Origin of the sequence: Acinetobacter sp. YH12142, from assembly GCF_013418435.1 — a bacterium.
Taxonomy (GTDB): domain Bacteria; phylum Pseudomonadota; class Gammaproteobacteria; order Pseudomonadales; family Moraxellaceae; genus Acinetobacter; species Acinetobacter amyesii.
Genome location: NZ_VPCB01000028.1, coordinates 1 through 16,042 on the forward strand (window position 1 = coordinate 1; position 16,042 = coordinate 16,042).

A 16,042-nucleotide genomic window follows, 5' to 3' on the forward strand; every position below is an offset into this window, starting at 1 on the left:
GGGCATCTGGCTGTGTGCCCGGCGGCTGGAACAGGGCAAATTTCACTGGGCTCAAGTTCACCAAGGTGAAACCGTGGCCCTCAGCCCGGAACAGTTACAGGCACTGATCCAAGGTTTGCCCTGGCAGCGCATTGGACGGCAGCAGGTGGTGACGATGCTTTAAAACAGGCTGTTCCATTCTGCTATTCTCCAAACGTTCTATTTCATTCTTCTCATGACCTCAGGCATACTGCGGTCATGAATACGCTGCCTGACTTAAGCCAACTGACCCATGAACAACTGCTGGAATTCACCAGGCAGTTGGCGATGCAGCATCAGTCTCTGGCACAATCAAATCAAGAATTAGAAAAATCAAACCAGCAATTAGATGCCAGAGTTCAACATCTTGAAGTCATCAATCAGCAATTAGATTCTAAAGTTCAACATCTTTCTATTCTCAATCAAAAATACGAGCATGAACTCGCACTATTTAAACAGCACAAATTCGGCAGTAAAAACGAACATCTCACTGCAAAACAAATCCACCTGTGGGATGAAGCGGTCGAAGAAGATATTGCAGCCGTTGATCTGGAACTGGAACGGCTGAATGCAGATAAAACCGATGCAGCGACACACAAAGCCAAAGCAAATAAACCTAAACGTCGACCACTGCCAGATCATCTACACACCATCCGTATTGAGCATGAACCTGCATCAACCCAATGTGCTTGTGGCTGCCAACTCCGTCGTATCGGCGAAGATGTCAGTGAAAAACTGCATTTCAGACCGGCACAGTTCTATAAGGAACAGCATGTACGTGGCAAATGGGTCTGTGATCAGTGCGACACCCTGACTCAGCAAGCGATGCCCGCCTATGTGATTGATAAAGGTATTGCCAGTCCTGAACTGCTCAGCCATGTGCTGGTATCGAAGTATGCCGATCATTTGCCGCTGTACCGTCAGCGCCTGATCTATCAGCGGGCGGGCATTGATCTGTCCAGATCCACGTTATCTGACTGGATTGGTCGCTGCGGTGTGGAACTGGAACCTCTGGCCAATGCCTTAAAACAGGTGGTGCTGCAACAGCGGGTGATCCATGCCGATGAAACGCCGGTCACCATCATGCGGATGGGTGAGAATGAGAAAAAACCGAAGAAAGGTTATGTCTGGGCCTATGCCACTACACAGTACAATCCAGTTCAAGCCGTGATCTATGACTTTCAGGATAGTCGTTCAGGTCAGCATGCTGAAGCGTTCCTGAAAGACTGGCAGGGCCATCTGGTCTGTGATGATTACAGCGGTTATAAAGCACGCTTTAAATCAGGTCAGGTCATTGAGGTGGGCTGCATGGCGCATGCGCGTCGTAAATTCCATGAACTGCATGTGACCAAAAAAAGTCAGGTCGCTGAACAGGCATTAGTGCTGATTCAGAAACTGTATGCCATAGAAGCAGAACTCAGGAAAAAGACCGATGGTACAGCAGAACAGCGCCGCGAATACCGACAACAGCATAGTCAACCGGTGATGCAACAACTGTATGAATGGCTCAACCAACATCAACTGACTGTGCCATCGAGTTCTCCAACCGCCAAGGCGATCAATTACACTCTGAAGCGTTGGCCAGCTTTAAGCCGCTATCTGGATGATGGCAATCTACCGATTTGCAATAACTGGGTGGAAGTGCGACACGAAGTCGCTTAATGAAGTTGTTCCCCCTGCGGGAACCACCCGTGTCACCGGGTGAATCTAGAAGGCTGAATAAAGAGCGCCTTCGACAATGTAACGAGGCACCGCAAGGTGCGGGGTATCAATCGTGAGAGACGTACCCTTCTGGCAGCCATAGCCGGACAAGGGCTAGATAATCGGTATGGTGAACACATGTGAATCTGCGTAACGATCGTTAAGTTGAACGAGCGGAAATGGCTGATACGCTCGAACCAAAACGGTAATGGAGGTGGGAATTGCGTCTTTCGACTACGCATTCGTGACCCATACGCCTCCCGGTCGATAGCAGGCACCTAAGCCGATGTACTTCAGTAAGCGGAACGTGGAAATCCCGTATTACTCCCATTGGGAAAGCAGTTTGCAAAAACTGCCCATGGTGATGCGGGCGAAGGAACGAGGAAAAAGCGAATGCCAGTCTGTAATGGGTTGGATAGAGGTTGAAACATTACCCCACGCGAAAGCGGGCTGACGTCCTTATGGTCTCTCATCACAAGAGAGTGTGTAGAACCCTTTTAATGGAGGGAGAGCAAATGAATGCAGCAGTATCAGCGTGTGCACCTTCCAGCACATCGTGGGACCCATCGATTGGATTGCTGTACAGCGTCATGTCAGAGGGCTGCAAGCGCGTATTGTGAAGGCGGTACAAGACGGCAGGCATAACAAGGCGAAAGCTTTGCAATGGCTGCTGACTCACTCGTTTAGTGGCAAAGCATTGGCCGTCAAACGAGTGTCTGAAAACAAAGGCAAAAACACGGCTGGGGTCGACAAGGTGACTTGGAATACACCCAAGGCCAAGACCGGTGCGATGATGTCGTTGAAGAGGCGAGGTTACACGCCCCTTCCGCTTCGGAGAGTCCTTATTCCGAAGAAAAATGGCAAGATGAGACCTCTCGGGATACCCACGATGAAATGCCGGGCCATGCAGGCGCTCCATCTGCTGGCTTTGGAACCCATCGCGGAGACCATCGCTGATCGGAACTCTTATGGATTCAGACCACAACGCTCAACCGCGGATGCTGCAGCACAGTGCTTTGGTGTGCTGTCAAGAAAAGTAAGTGCGGAGTGGGTGCTAGAGGGTGACATTCAAGGCTGTTTCGACAATATCAGCCATGACTGGATGATCGCCAACCTCCCAATGGACAAGGTGATTCTACGGAAATGGCTCAAAGCCGGTTACGTCTACCAAAGCAAGCTGTTTCCCAGTCTTTCCGGAACACCGCAAGGAGGTATTATCTCCCCGGTGTTGGCCAACATGACCTTGGACGGACTGGAAACGATGCTGGCGAAGAGGTTCCCTAACGCCAAATGGACAGGCAAAAAGCTGCAACTGGTACGGTATGCGGATGATTTCATCATCACGGGGTATTCTAAAGAGTGGCTCGAAAATGAAGTTCGCCCTGCCGTGGTTGAATTTCTGGCGCAGCGCGGTCTCGTGCTCTCTCAGGAAAAGACCAAAATCACGCACATAGGGAACGGGTTCGATTTTCTTGGGTGGAACGTACGCAAGTACAATGGCAAGCTACTGATCAAGCCGTCAAAGGCAAACATCAGTGCTCATCTCGATAAGCTGCGAGCATTAATCAATGCAAACAAAGCGACACGACAGGCCACTTTGATCGGTTTGCTCAACCCTATTCTAAGGGGTTGGGCCAACTATCATAGTTATGTCGTTGCCAAGAAGGTTTTCAACCAGGTAGACAGCGCAGTGTGGGAAATGCTCTGGCGATGGGCGGTACGTCGCCACCCTCGCAAAACACTCCGATGGGTCAAAGATCGGTATTTCAAAGTACAAGGAGCGCGTCGATGGGTGTTCTCATGTGATGAACAGTCCGCCGATGGTCGGAAGCGACAATACACATTAGTGTCTGCCTCGGACACGCCAATTGTGCGACATATCAAGATCAAGGCTGCTGCTAACCCTCATGACCCCGCATGGGATGAGTACTTCGAATCCCGATGGGGTAAAAGAATGCTGGTCTCCGCAAAGGGGCGAGCCAAGCTGTATCGGGTGTGGCTAAAACAAGGTGGTCGCTGCTGCGCCTGTCTTAAACCAGTCACCAAAGATACACCATGGCACAGCCGTCATATTGTGAAGCTAAGTCATGGTGGAACGGATGCAGTTGCTAATCTTGAGATTTACCATCTGTATTGTCCGAGGAGTGTTCAGTTTGCCAATGTCAACGATGTATAACCGGGTGCCGAATGGCGCCTTAGCAGAGGCTTGAGCCGTGTGCTGGGAAACTCGCATGCACGGTTCTTAGGGGGTTGGACGTAGGTAACTGCGTCTGACTACCCGACAATCAAATGCGACCTTGGGCGTTGGGACGTAAGAACTGGCTGTTTGCAGGTTCGCTGCGCAGCGGCCAGCGAGCGGCGAATATCATGACTTTAATCCAGTCAGCAAAGCTGAATGGCTTGGATCCGTATGCTTATTTAAGTGATGTGCTGAAAAGGCTACCGACACACAAAGTGACCCAAATTGAAGAATTGCTGCCGCACTGCTGGAAACCTAAATCGAATTAAAAATTGGTATGGGATTCAGCGGACGCTTACGACTCAAATATCTCTTGCCGTAGATAAAATTATAGATTGAATCTTTGAGCGCATATTGAGCAACAACTTGTGGTGTATCACCTGTATCCAAAAAAATGTAGCAGCTCTTAATTTCTTCTTGCATGGACAGATTTTTAGAAGTCATCACTCATAGCCTCTGATTTATTATTAGCGCGTACCCGAATTTTTTTGGTAGCAAGTGTTTTCCAACTTCGTCATTTTGTGGGTTCGCAATATTAAGCAAACTATTTTCCAAGCCAAATACAACGAGAATGGAAATAAGATTTTTTAGGTTAGAGCTGGGTTTGCCGCTTTCAAGTCGTGAGATTGTCTTTTCATCCACATGCACACGGTTAGCCAATTCGCTAATCGTCATATTCCGGTTCATGCGTGCTGTTTTGATTTAGTATAAAAATAAAGTTAGTAAATAAATCATATAATTCAGATACTTTTTTAGTAAATATAAAATCTATTTGATTCTATTTTGTTAAATTTGAGACTTTTATATTCTATTATTTTAACGCTAAAAATAATTTACCTGTGCAGAAAAAAAATGATGACACCATTGCTCATTGATGCATTAACAATATCTGAAGGTAGGTTTGAAAAACCATGCCCAGCTTTAGTTTTGAAAATGATGTTACTCAATGGGGAAATAAGCAGTGAGTTTTCAGAAAAAATTAAAAATCAAGCATTACTACTGCTCGCGATATCGTAAGTTACTGCTTGCTGTCGATAGGGATTTATGTAAGGTAATAAAAAGTCTAAAGGACAGTGTGAAAAGAAGACACTGGGGAAAATGGATAAAGCACAGGACAATATGGTGGTTGTAGACCAACTTCGGCTAAAGCGTTTAGATCCAGAAGAAATGATTTTATTTGGCGGATTCAAGCGGCAAGTGCAACAGTATAAAAACCAGCCATCACTTCACTCGGTGTATACTAACCTAGGGTTTTTCTAGGACGATGGTTGGGTGCAAATTCTATCTACTCTATTTGTTCCTTTGACACGTCATCAAACGATGATGATTTTGGCAGATATTGACGGATTAAACCATTCGTATTTTCATTTCTAGCTCGCTGAATAGACTTGTAAGGATCAGCAAAATACGTCTCTATGCCAGCATCAGTAATTCTTTTGTGTTCGGAAAATTCTTTGCCATTATCAAATGTCACACTATAAGCATGGCTCATTTGTAAACGATCTAATGCACAAGTAATCGTTTGAGAGGATGCTCTCGTTGGCCCTAAATGAACAATATGTACATACAGGCTCTTTCGATCAACGAGAGTCAATAAAGCACCTTTATGATGTTTACCAATCACCGTGTCACCTTCGAAATCTCCTAAACGTTGTCGTTGATCAAGGTACATCCAGCCAACCGCGTTGTGTTAAAGCACCTGAAATTTGTTCTGGTGACCAGTCCAAACCAATCAAATAATCAATATAAGCGAAGGCAAATGCTGTCATTGATGATGAAGGACGGTACCGTCTTTGACTTGCAAATTTAGCTGCCTGTTGAGCTCTATATCCACGTTGCCCAGTATTTCTTTTTAATTCACGGTAGATGGTTGATCGTGAAAGTCCTAACTCCCGAGCAAGGGTAGCGACTGAACTTTTACTTTTCAAATTTGCCAAGGACAAAATTCTTGAGGAATATCACGCCATGTGGCGCATGTACGCAGTTTCCATAAGATCGCTTCCATGATATTTCTACTATTCTTTGAACGGTAGCAATCATGTAATCGCATAGTATCTTGAATTTGCTGACAGATATCATCGGTAAGAAGAGTACGTGCCATTGAAAATATAGAAATAAAAATAAGTCAAAGGAAGATTTTAAGTATTTAAAACCAATTCTTCAAATGAGGACACGCCCTAATAATATTTATTAAGTCGATAATCGAGCTTTGCTCGACTAATACCCAACAAACGGGCCGCTTCAGACACATTGTGTTTGGCTTTTTGCATCGCGGTGATAATCAGTTGTTGTTCATGTTGTTCTAAAACCCCAACCTTGGCAAGGTCACCGAGATTTATTCCATTAAATGACCTTAATTATAAGTATATGATTTGATTACTGGTATATAGTTTTTGGTGGAGTAAAATTTTGATCAATTTAGATCATTTAATGTGGTTTTGGTCACTTCATTTTAGACATTTTAGTTTATAAAAGTCACCTATGTTTTGATGCTGATTTTCGTGAGAAATAATAACAATATATAGTTTAATATAATGATTATTAATAATTTATAAATCGACTACAACATGTAGTAGCGAAGATGCTCAAAATGCACTTACTACGTAACATCAGTTAAATAAAAGTCTCCCACAAACCCAATACGGTTCACTTGGGCCTATGCAGTCTGAAATAGGTTTATAAACTTAATCTGATCTTAAGAACTTAATGTTAGCTTTGTAGAGAAAATCTCTTGAAGGATGAAACGAGTGGATCAGCGAGTAGATGTACTAAATTTTAAAAAACTATTATATCTAATGAGCGTCTTGATCTTGATTAGCCTTGGGCTATGGTGGGGAAGTAAGCTGCTCTCGAATAAAAATATAGAGGCTAAAGTAGAGAGACAGGTTTCAGAGGCTGAGAGGAGTCCTGAAGTCTCAGAGCAACAAATCTTAATTTCTTCAAAACAAATTGAGCAAGTTGGGATCAAATTACACACATTAGGTGCTTCTTCTACTAACATACAAAAACAAATTATTTTACAAGGGCAAGTACAGTGGTCACCAGAAAGCAAAGTTGTACTGACTAGTCCTGTTTCAGGAATGGTGCAGCAAGTTTTGGTACAACCCTTGGCAGAAGTTACCCGGAATCATCATGTACTTGCTGTACATAGTCCAGATTTAATTCAGATTCAAAATGAAATATTGCAGCTTCGTGCTCAACAACAATTAGCCCAGCAAAATTTAACACGTGAACGTAGCTTATATGCTGAAGGCATTATTGCCGAGAAGCGTGTGCAAGAGGCACAGAATCAAGTACAGCGTCTTAATATTAACTTAGGTGCAAAACAGCGAATGCTGCAATTTATGGGAGGAGGGCAGGTAAATAGTCTAAATTCCATTGTCTATGTTAAAAGCCCAACAAGTGGTTATATAGAAAACTTACAGGTTTCTACAGGTCAGTATGTTGAGGCTGGTACAGTATTAGGTCAACTTGTAAACGCTGATTCACCGTTACAATTGTTATTACAAGCTAATTTAGCTGACAGTAAATATGTGCATATTGGGGATGTTGTTCAGGTTGAAGGTTGTGATATTACAGGGCATATACAAAATATCGCTCCAGCACTTGTAGGGAATACACAAACTCAAAATATCATCGTACAAATGGATACCAAACATAATTGTTTGCGGGTGCAACAATTTGTCAAAGTTCATGTTCAAAGTAAGCAGCCAACAGTAATTGCAGCATGGCCAGTACCAAGTACTGCCATAACCTCACAAGATGGTAAACACATTATTTTTGTTAAAAATCAGAAGGGGTTTGAAGCTGTAACGGTTGAAGTTCTATCAGCTGATCAGCAGCAAAGTTATATTACAGCTGAAAAATTAAAACCCAAAATGCAACTTGCTATCAGTGGTGTAGAGCGTCTCAAGGCGGTGTGGTCTGGCTTTGGTGCAGAGCAAGCACCTATTAGCACTACAGAACGTTGAGGTGAGACATATGTTAAAACGTCTTATCGCCTTTTCACTTAGTCAGCGCATTTTAATATTATTGCTCACATTGGCGATCAGTGTGGCAGGCTACATTGCTTTTACGAAACTACCAATTGATGCTTTTCCTGATGTGTCAAGTACGCAAGTACAAATTGTGATGAAATCGCCCGGCATGACGCCCGAAGAGGTGGAAAGCCGTATTGTTGTACCCATTGAACAAGAAATGTTGGGAATATCTCATCAGACAGTAATGCGTTCGCAATCTAAATACGCGATTGCGATTATCACATTAGACTTTGCTGAAGGCACTGACCCTTATTGGGCTAGACAACAGGTGAATGAACGTTTAAGTAATGTGATGTCTGCATTACCAAGTAGTACGTCAGGTGGAATTGCACCCATGACGACCCCATTAGGTGAATCTTTTATGTTTACCTTACATGGGCCACTCAGTGATATGGAAAAACGAACTCTACTTGATCGGGTGGTTCGTCCACAACTTCGTAAAATTGAAGGGGTCGCCGATGTTAACGCTTTGGGGGGACTTGTTCGTACATTTGAAGTGACCCCTAATTTAGAGGCCCTGGCGGCACGAGGCTTATCTTTAACACAGCTACAACAGGCAATCGAGCTAAATAATGCCAGTGATGGTGCTGGGCGGCTTAATGAAAATGGAGAGTCATTACTGATCCGAAGCGATAGCCGCGTCAGAAACCTTGAAGAGTTAGGCGATATTATTGTTTCTAGCCATCAAGGAACATTGGTGCGGGTTAAAGATGTTGCACAGGTACATACTGGAGCACTCACACGCTATGGTGCAGTGACTGAAAATGGCCAAGGTGAGGCTGTCCAAGGTATTGTATTAACTTTAAAAGGTGCGAATGCACGTCAAGTCGTTCAACATGTTCGTGAGCATTTGTCCGACATTGAAAAAACTCTGCCACAGGGTACAACGATTGAACCATTTTATGATCGTGGTGAGTTGGTAAACCGAGCCATTCATACCGTAAGTAAAACGTTATTAGAAGCTATTGTCTTAGTCTTGATTTTACTTTTATTGTTCTTAGGAAACCTAAGGTCTGCTTTAGTGGTTGCGGCAGTTTTACCATTATCTGCACTAAGTACTTTTTTGATGATGCACCATTTTGGTTTAAGTGCCAATTTAATGTCTTTAGGTGGTTTGACGATTGCGATTGGTTTATTAGTGGATGCTGCAGTTGTAGTGGTTGAAAATATTGAAATGCAACTTGCTGAAGCAAAAGAGTCACCGCAACGTTCTTTTTTACCGCCATTAAATATGATTTACCGCGCAGTGTCTGAGGTTGCAGTACCAGTCACAGCAGGCATGATCATTATTATGTTAGTGTTTATTCCATTGGTCACGCTTGAAGGATTGGAAGGGAAGCTCTTTTCACCTGTGGCTTTAACAATTGTATTTGCTTTATCAAGTTCACTAATTTTTTCTTTGACAGTGATTCCTGTACTGTGTTCATTCTTTCTAAAACCGAAAGCACATCACACACCCTTTTTAGTAGCTAAATTAGAAACTGGTTACCGAAAACTTTTGAATCTGAGTTTAGCCCATCCTAAACAGATTTATGTCTTAGCAGGTGGTACCTTACTTCTGGCTGCATTGATTTTCCCATTCATTGGAAAGTCATTTATGCCAACCATGGATGAGGGAGATACTATTTTACAGTTAGAAAAAATCCCTTCGATTAGCTTACAAAACTCAATTGCATTAGATCTGGATATTCAAAAACGTATTTTGGAACAAGTGCCTGAAGTTGAAAGAATTGTGGCACGTACAGGTTCTGATGAATTGGGATTAGACCCTATGGGGTTAAATGAAACAGATAGTTTCATTGTGCTAAAACCACAAACGCAATGGCAAGTCAAAAATAAAGAGCAAATTTTAGAAAAAATTCGTCTTGTACTTCAAGATGTTCCTGGCGTGAACTTAACATTTAGTCAACCCATAGAGATGCGCACTTCAGAAATGTTGTCTGGAGTACGAGGAGATTTGGCTGTCAAAATTTTTGGAAGTGATTTAGACCAGCTTAATGATTTATCAAAGCAAATTGCAATAGTTCTACAAGGCATTGAAGGCAATGAAGATGTCATGACACTCGAAAATTCGGGAGTACAGTATCAAGAGCTGCGAATCCATCGTGATATGGCTATACGAAATCAATTGGACAGTCAAAATGTTCAAGCCCAACTCAAGATGCTCGTGGAAGGCAAAGAAATAGGTTCCATTATTGAACAGGGGCGCCCTGTTCCATTAATGATGAAAGGGGATCCACGTTTGGGAGAGTCGAGTTTTGAATTTTCCAATATTGCCTTGCCAATTGAGAATGCAGCTGCAGTGCCATTGTTATCTTTAGCAGAAGTGGTTAAGACTGAGGGTGTCGTAAAAATTGATCGTGAAAATGCATCACGAATGTCAGTGGTACGTGCCAACGTACGTGATCGTGATTTAGTTAGTTTTGTAGATGAAGCAAAACAATTGGTTGCAGAGAAAGTCAAGTTACCAACCGGCTACTCACTCAAATGGGGGGGGCAATTTGAAAACCAACAACGTGCGGCTGCTCGCTTAATGCTTGTTGTACCTGCTGCATTAACAATGATCTTCTTTTTACTATTTACGACTTTGGGTTCGGTGCGTCAAGCCGTATTGGTTTTCGTCAATATTCCCTTTGCGTTAGTCGGTGGAGTATTTGCATTAGCATTAACAGGTGAGTATTTATCTGTTCCTGCATCAGTTGGTTTTATTGCCTTGATGGGGATTGCTGTACTGAATGGTTTAGTGATGATTAGTTATTTTAATCAACTGATTTCTCGTGGTGTTGCAATTGAGGAAGTTGTTCGTGAAGGTGCTATGCGCCGTTTACGTCCAGTCATGATGACCGCGAGTATTGCAGCTTTAGGTTTGATCCCATTGTTATTTACTACTGGCCCTGGTGCCGAGATTCAACGTCCATTGGCGATAGTTGTGATTGGAGGGCTTATTTCTTGTACTTTGCTGACTCTGATTTTACTTCCTAACTTGTTTAAAAAATTTGGTTTAGCGCGAGATCATCATGTCTGAAATATGCCAACTCTCTATTAACGTGTCCTCTGATATTGCTGAAGAACTTATGGAGCATTTGTGGTTAATTCCTGAGTTGATTTCAGGGTGTACTTGTGTCAACGCACAAGGGTTTGGTAATCGCCAACATTATCGTAATGTTCAGGAAAAAATTCGCGGAGCAACTGAACGGAATCTTATATTGCTGATTGTACAACACGAATCTGTATCATTGGTTTTGGCGCATATTCAGCAAAAATTTAAATCAAGTGATTGTTTTTATTGGGTCATACCTACATTAATTTCTGGTTATATGAGCCAAGGAGCACTTGACTAATGACATTAAATATCAAATCAACACTTCTAGGCCAAATTTGGTATCTGTTTGGGTTGGGCTATTGTTTTACAGTGGCTTCGACAGCAATTGCAAAACCTCAACTTGAAGCTGCTTTGCCACCACTTGAAGCAGTACAACAGAGTCTAGTAGAACATCCGAATGTGCGTGCTGCAATATCAGAGCAAGATTATGCAGACTTTGCCCGACAAGGATTAAAAGTAGGGCAAAATCCGTGGACTGTTACAGCCGGTATGCAAGTACGTAAGACGGATACACAACTAGAGCGAAAACAAGCCAATAGTTATGAACCTAGTTTGGGGATAGAAAAACAAATACGTTTGCCTAATAAATACCGGCTAGATCAAGATCTAGCACAACGTATTTCAAGTATTGCAGAACTGAAGTATGAGAATGCTCAACATCAAGCATCTAAAATGTTGTTAAATAGTTGGTTTGCTTATATGCGAAGCACATTGCATTTGAAGCGACTGCAAGAACAGCTGGATCAAATTCAGCAATTTATCCAAGTGACTGAACAACGTATTCGAGCAGGAGATGCACCACGACTTGAGCTAATGCTCTTGAAGAATGAGTACCAACAACTTGAGGAACAATATATGCAAGCTAAAGCTGCATATATTCAAGCTCAGCAATTGTTGGCCCGCGATTATAGAGGAAAGATCCCTGAACAGTGGAGCAGCAATGTTATACAGCCTAGCCCTATACAGTATAGTCAAGCAGAGTGGGTACAGAAAATTTTGTCAGTTAATCATGAGTTAGCACTCGTAAGGATGCAAGCTACACAGCAATACGCAGTATTAAAAAGAGAGCAGCTTAATAGACTGCCAGATCCTACGATTGGTTTTGGTTACAGTAGGGAGCAATCGGGAGAGGAGAATTTATTAGGGGTTAGTGTTTCAATTCCTTTGACTGCGCGACAAGTCGGTATTGCTTCAGGAATGGCAGCGGCAGAAGCAAAAAAAGCGGATTTGGAGGTATTGCGTGTAGAAAAACGTCTGCGTCAAGAAATACAGGGGTGGGTGATTCAAATGGAGTCAGCGACTGTACGGAATACGAAGGCGCAAGAAAACTTACAACTGTTGCAACAACAACATCACTTGATGCAAAAAGCGTATAAATTAGGTGAGTTGAATCTCAATGAGCTTTTGTTGCATTCGCAGCAATTGATTGAAGCACGTAGCCGAGTCGATCAAGCTAAAGTAGATTATGCAGAAAGTATGAGTTCCTTATTACTTGATTCTCATCAATTGTGGCCTTTACATGAGATGGATAGAATTTAACAGTAATATTTACGAGCATAGTAGGGATTATAAATTTGCGCTGTAGTTTGGTAAGCAAGAGAAAAAGGTGTTATGAGAGTTCTATTGGTAGAAGATGATAGCTTGTTGGCAAAAGCAACTGCACGTGGTCTAGATCAAATGGGCTTTGTAGTTGACATTGCGAGCACAGCAGAGCAAGCGTACCATTTTTTAGTGAGTTATCATTATCACTTTATTCTACTAGACTTAGGTTTGCCTGATCGAAATGGGATTGAAATTTTAAAATCACTACGTCGCAAAAAGAATCAAGTTGGAATTATTATTCTGACTGCTCAAGATCAGGTTGATGATCGTATTACAGGTCTAGAGGCAGGAGCTGATGATTTTGTTGTTAAACCTTATGATTTACATGAGGTCGTAGCAAGGATTCATGCTGTATTACGCCGAATTTCAGGAGAGGTAGGGGACCTAATTCAGGTTGGAAATATTAGTATTAACAAAGCGAGTAAACAAGTACTGTTAAATCAAGTCGAAATTGAGTTGACACATAAAGAGTTTCATTTATTGGAGTTATTTACTCTCAATCGTGGTCGTGTAATTTCGCGTGAAAATATAGAAAATTCATTTTATGCTTATGACGTTGATGTGAGTAGTAATGTTGTACAAGTCTATATTCATAACTTGCGTCGGAAATTAGGTAAAAATATTATCCGTACAGTACAAGGTTTTGGATATATCATGGATGAACAGCATTAAATGGCTGATCCAATTCGCAGCTATTCATTAACCCAGCGCTTATCTATAATTTTACTGGCAATTACCACTAGCGTTTGGTTGGGTAGTTTAGGAAGTATTTATTGGGGAATGCAAAACACTGCCAATAATATTTTTGATAAGTCATTAGCAGAAACTGCTCATGCTTTATTGTCTACGACTCTAAGTACCCTAGATGGAAAAGTACCGCAGCATACAGTGATTGAAAAAGCTAAGGGTGAGCATTATGACCAAATTGTATTTCAAATTTGGCATCGTGATGGACAATTAATTTATCGTTCTATTGGTGTGGAAACACAGCCATTTGTTCAGCAAGATAATTTTGGTTGGATTAAACTGAATAATAATACTTATCGTAGTTATTCTGTTTGGGATAGTACGCATACAATACAGGTACAAATTGCGCAGGTTTGGACAATTCGAAAAGATATTCAGCAAGATATGTTGCTGTTTTTGATTTTGGTTTCAATCATATTTTTGCCATTATTATTATGGTTGATTATTTGCACGATCCGTCGTCATTTATTGGCTGTATATAGCATTAGTCAAAACTTAGAAAAACAATCCATTGAACATTTAAATCCAATTAAGCCAGTTGTACCGAAAGAAATAGAACCTTTAGTGAGCTCTTTAAATACCTTACTTAGTGAGATTGCTGAAAGTATGCAACGTGAAAAACGTTTTACCTCAAATGCCGCTCATGAACTCCGTACACCATTAGCTGCTATACGCTTACATGCCCAAGTACTTCAAAATGCACGTTCCAATGAGGAGTCTAAGGAAGCTGCACAGGACATTATTACAGGAGTAGACAAAGCATCAAGAATGATTACTCAGTTGCTTACATTAGCGAGGCTTGAACCGAATGCCACACAAAACAAAAGCAATATTGATTTGGTAGATATTGTTAAAGGTACAGTTGAAATGATGGGTATTCAGTTCAGAAAAGCAGGTGTAGACTTACAATTGCATCTCACCTCAGTGTGCGTTTGGGGGCAGTCAGATCAGTTGGAAATTATGTTGAGAAATATACTCGAAAATGCCATTCTTTATCGTAGTTCAATACATAAACCTATTATTAAAGTCAGTTGTGGAAGTATTGGAAATGGTAGTTTTATACAGGTTGAAGATAACGGCATAGGTCTAGATGAAGCACAAATCCCATTTATATTTCAGCGTTTTTATAGAATAAATCAAGCCAGTTCTGTAGTAGGAAGTGGTCTGGGATTATCTATTGTGAAGCAGATTATTGACTCTCATTTAGGCAAGATTACTTTACAACGTGCAAATGCAGTTGGAGGATTGATTGTCAGAATTGAATTTTTCAAAAAATTGAATATTTATTAAAACGATAGTCAAAAAAATAGATTTTATCATATTGATTTATAAATTTAATTTAAATGCTGGCGTATATCGTTGTCCACTCATAATGTTCTCTCCTATGCAAAAAGAATAGACGAAATTTGTCTAGGAGACTTGCCGAGACTTATAACATCTCGCATGATAGTGTAAATCGCTTTCTAGAACGTGAAGACTACACACCTCACGACCTATATCAAGAAGCAATTCAACATATTGATAATAATAAACTTATAGTCAGTATTGATGATACTGTTTTAGATAAACCCTATAGTCAACATATGGACTTGGTTAGCTATTTTTGGTCAGGCAAACACCACCGATCCGTCAAGGGTATTAATCTCATTACCTTGTATGCGACAGATCAGAATGGTCAAAATATTCCAATTAATTTCCGAATTTATGACAAATCTGAAAGTAAAACCAAGAATGATTACTTTATGGATATGTTAAGTGAAGCACTCAGTTGGGGTGCAAAGATTCAATTTATTACAGGTGATAGTTGGTATTCATCGACTGGAAATCTAAAAACCATAAGAAAATATGGTATTCGATTTATGTTTGGTATCGACTGTAACCGTAAGGTTTCCCCAGAAAAAGGACAATGGTTTCAACTGCGTTTATTGCCAAATTTCCATCAGGGTCAAGTGGTCTGGCTCAAAGATTTTGGCTTTGTACAATTATTTAAGACTCAGTTAAAAGAACAGCAGAGGTTTTATATTGTGCATCAAGATGAAGATGATTTATTGTCCTTTGAGGGTTTTCATGAATTACATTCAAGTCATTGGAAAATAGAGCAATATCACCGGGTGATTAAACAGGTTTGTCATATTGAAAAGTTTCAAGTAAGACGATCTAAACTGATTTTGAATCATATTTTTTCAGCCTTGATGGCCTACGTCGAGATACAAAAGAACCAGTTTGAGCGGATCTTTGAAAATGTATATCGTTGGCAGAAGAAATTATTTAGACCAGTTATCAAAAACTTCATTGATGACTTTATTCTCGATAAAAATCATCTGCTACCACAGAGAATCTATAAATAATAGTGCGTAAGTCCTATATATTATCTTTCTCACAATTTCATAAATATCAATTATCTAATAAGTTGACAAAAACAACTAATCATGCGAAAAAGTTTTTTTAGTTAACAGATGTTCACACATGCCTCGAATTGTTTCTGTACCACTTAGTTTAGAACAGCGAGAACGACTCATTTTTCTGGCCAAGCATGCAAAACATTGGCGTGAAAGACAACGTGCCCAAACTATTCTCTGGCTTTCTGAAGGT

General features: G+C 41.2%; 11 protein-coding genes and 7 pseudogenes. 13 read left to right on the forward strand and 5 right to left on the reverse strand.

What is annotated here, in order from left to right; all coding sequences use genetic code 11:
* Positions 1-10 precede the first annotated feature (10 nt).
* From tnpB to FTU77_RS15090, 4 genes and pseudogenes are all read left to right on the forward strand, one after another.
* The gene (tnpB, locus tag FTU77_RS16185) at positions 11-163 is read left to right on the forward strand and encodes an IS66 family insertion sequence element accessory protein TnpB (RefSeq protein WP_179988708.1); all 153 of its coding nucleotides are present in this window, start codon (positions 11-13) and stop codon (positions 161-163) included.
* 74 nt (positions 164-237) lie between these two features.
* A pseudogene (locus FTU77_RS15080) lies at positions 238-1,659 on the forward strand (IS66 family transposase); the annotation flags it as partial.
* Positions 1,660-2,234: 575 nt separating this feature from the next.
* Positions 2,235-3,895: pseudogene (gene ltrA, locus FTU77_RS15085) on the forward strand (group II intron reverse transcriptase/maturase).
* Positions 3,896-3,999: 104 nt separating this feature from the next.
* Positions 4,000-4,227 (forward strand): annotated as a pseudogene (locus FTU77_RS15090) (transposase domain-containing protein); the annotation flags it as partial.
* On the opposite strand, the gene FTU77_RS15095 reads toward FTU77_RS15090, so the two are convergent.
* Both FTU77_RS15095 and FTU77_RS15100 read right to left on the reverse strand, forming a co-directional pair.
* Positions 4,214-4,402 (reverse strand): hypothetical protein, encoded by a 189-nt coding sequence (locus FTU77_RS15095; protein WP_159153752.1) that lies wholly within the window; start codon positions 4,400-4,402, stop codon positions 4,214-4,216. The pseudogene FTU77_RS15090 and the gene FTU77_RS15095 overlap by 14 nt on opposite strands.
* Positions 4,403-4,405: 3 nt before the next feature.
* The gene (locus tag FTU77_RS15100) at positions 4,406-4,660 is read right to left on the reverse strand and encodes a helix-turn-helix domain-containing protein (RefSeq protein ID WP_370530233.1); all 255 of its coding nucleotides are present in this window, start codon (positions 4,658-4,660) and stop codon (positions 4,406-4,408) included.
* Positions 4,661-4,810: 150 nt separating this feature from the next.
* On the opposite strand from FTU77_RS15100, the pseudogene FTU77_RS16070 reads away from it, so the two are divergent.
* A pseudogene (locus tag FTU77_RS16070) lies at positions 4,811-5,137 on the forward strand (hypothetical protein); the annotation flags it as partial.
* Positions 5,138-5,198: 61 nt separating this feature from the next.
* Here the strand turns inward: FTU77_RS16070 and FTU77_RS15105 are convergent.
* The 3 genes and pseudogenes from FTU77_RS15105 to FTU77_RS15115 all read right to left on the reverse strand — a co-directional run.
* A pseudogene (locus FTU77_RS15105) lies at positions 5,199-5,904 on the reverse strand (IS30 family transposase).
* Positions 5,883-6,059, reverse strand: a complete 177-nt coding sequence (locus FTU77_RS15110) for a transposase (RefSeq protein ID WP_155757414.1) — start codon at positions 6,057-6,059, stop codon at positions 5,883-5,885. Before FTU77_RS15110 ends, FTU77_RS15105 begins: the two are co-directional and overlap by 22 nt.
* A 76-nt stretch (positions 6,060-6,135) precedes the next feature.
* Positions 6,136-6,264, reverse strand: a pseudogene (locus FTU77_RS15115) (helix-turn-helix domain-containing protein); the annotation flags it as partial.
* 441 nt (positions 6,265-6,705) lie between these two features.
* On the opposite strand from FTU77_RS15115, the gene FTU77_RS15120 reads away from it, so the two are divergent.
* The 8 genes and pseudogenes from FTU77_RS15120 to FTU77_RS15155 form a co-directional block, all read left to right on the forward strand.
* Entirely contained in the window at positions 6,706-7,929 is a 1,224-nt protein-coding gene (locus tag FTU77_RS15120; RefSeq protein WP_004974297.1) for an efflux RND transporter periplasmic adaptor subunit, read from the forward strand.
* A gap of 10 nt (positions 7,930-7,939) precedes the next feature.
* Entirely contained in the window at positions 7,940-11,023 is a 3,084-nt protein-coding gene (locus FTU77_RS15125) for an efflux RND transporter permease subunit (protein WP_004974298.1), read from the forward strand.
* Positions 11,016-11,339, forward strand: coding sequence for a DUF3240 family protein (locus FTU77_RS15130; protein ID WP_004974301.1), 324 nt, complete (start codon positions 11,016-11,018; stop codon positions 11,337-11,339). Before FTU77_RS15125 ends, FTU77_RS15130 begins: the two co-directional genes overlap by 8 nt.
* Positions 11,339-12,640: a TolC family protein gene (locus FTU77_RS15135; RefSeq protein ID WP_180056141.1), complete on the forward strand. Its 1,302-nt coding sequence runs from the start codon at positions 11,339-11,341 to the stop codon at positions 12,638-12,640. Before FTU77_RS15130 ends, FTU77_RS15135 begins: the two co-directional genes overlap by 1 nt.
* Positions 12,641-12,712: 72 nt before the next feature.
* On the forward strand, positions 12,713-13,375 hold the full coding sequence (locus tag FTU77_RS15140; protein ID WP_004974305.1) for a response regulator: 663 nt from the start codon (positions 12,713-12,715) through the stop codon (positions 13,373-13,375).
* Entirely contained in the window at positions 13,376-14,740 is a 1,365-nt protein-coding gene (locus FTU77_RS15145; RefSeq protein ID WP_004974307.1) for an ATP-binding protein, read from the forward strand. It abuts the gene before it with no gap.
* A 116-nt stretch (positions 14,741-14,856) separates the two neighbouring features.
* A complete protein-coding gene (locus tag FTU77_RS15150) occupies positions 14,857-15,798 on the forward strand; it encodes a transposase (protein WP_159153750.1) in 942 nt (313 codons plus the stop codon).
* 118 nt (positions 15,799-15,916) lie between these two features.
* Positions 15,917-16,042 (forward strand): annotated as a pseudogene (locus FTU77_RS15155) (helix-turn-helix domain-containing protein); the annotation flags it as partial.

Excerpts from the sequence above, each read along its gene's own strand:
- FTU77_RS15095 (WP_159153752.1), bottom strand. The coding sequence starts at position 4,402 with ATGACTTCTAAAAATCTGTCCATGCAAGAAGAAATTAAGAGCTGCTAC.
- FTU77_RS15110 (WP_155757414.1), bottom strand. The coding sequence starts at position 6,059 with ATGGCACGTACTCTTCTTACCGATGATATCTGTCAGCAAATTCAAGAT.
- FTU77_RS15125 (WP_004974298.1), top strand. The coding sequence starts at position 7,940 with ATGTTAAAACGTCTTATCGCCTTTTCACTTAGTCAGCGCATTTTAATA.
- FTU77_RS15130 (WP_004974301.1), top strand. The coding sequence starts at position 11,016 with ATGTCTGAAATATGCCAACTCTCTATTAACGTGTCCTCTGATATTGCT.
- FTU77_RS15135 (WP_180056141.1), top strand. The coding sequence starts at position 11,339 with ATGACATTAAATATCAAATCAACACTTCTAGGCCAAATTTGGTATCTG.
- FTU77_RS15140 (WP_004974305.1), top strand. The coding sequence starts at position 12,713 with ATGAGAGTTCTATTGGTAGAAGATGATAGCTTGTTGGCAAAAGCAACT.
- FTU77_RS15145 (WP_004974307.1), top strand. The coding sequence starts at position 13,376 with ATGGCTGATCCAATTCGCAGCTATTCATTAACCCAGCGCTTATCTATA.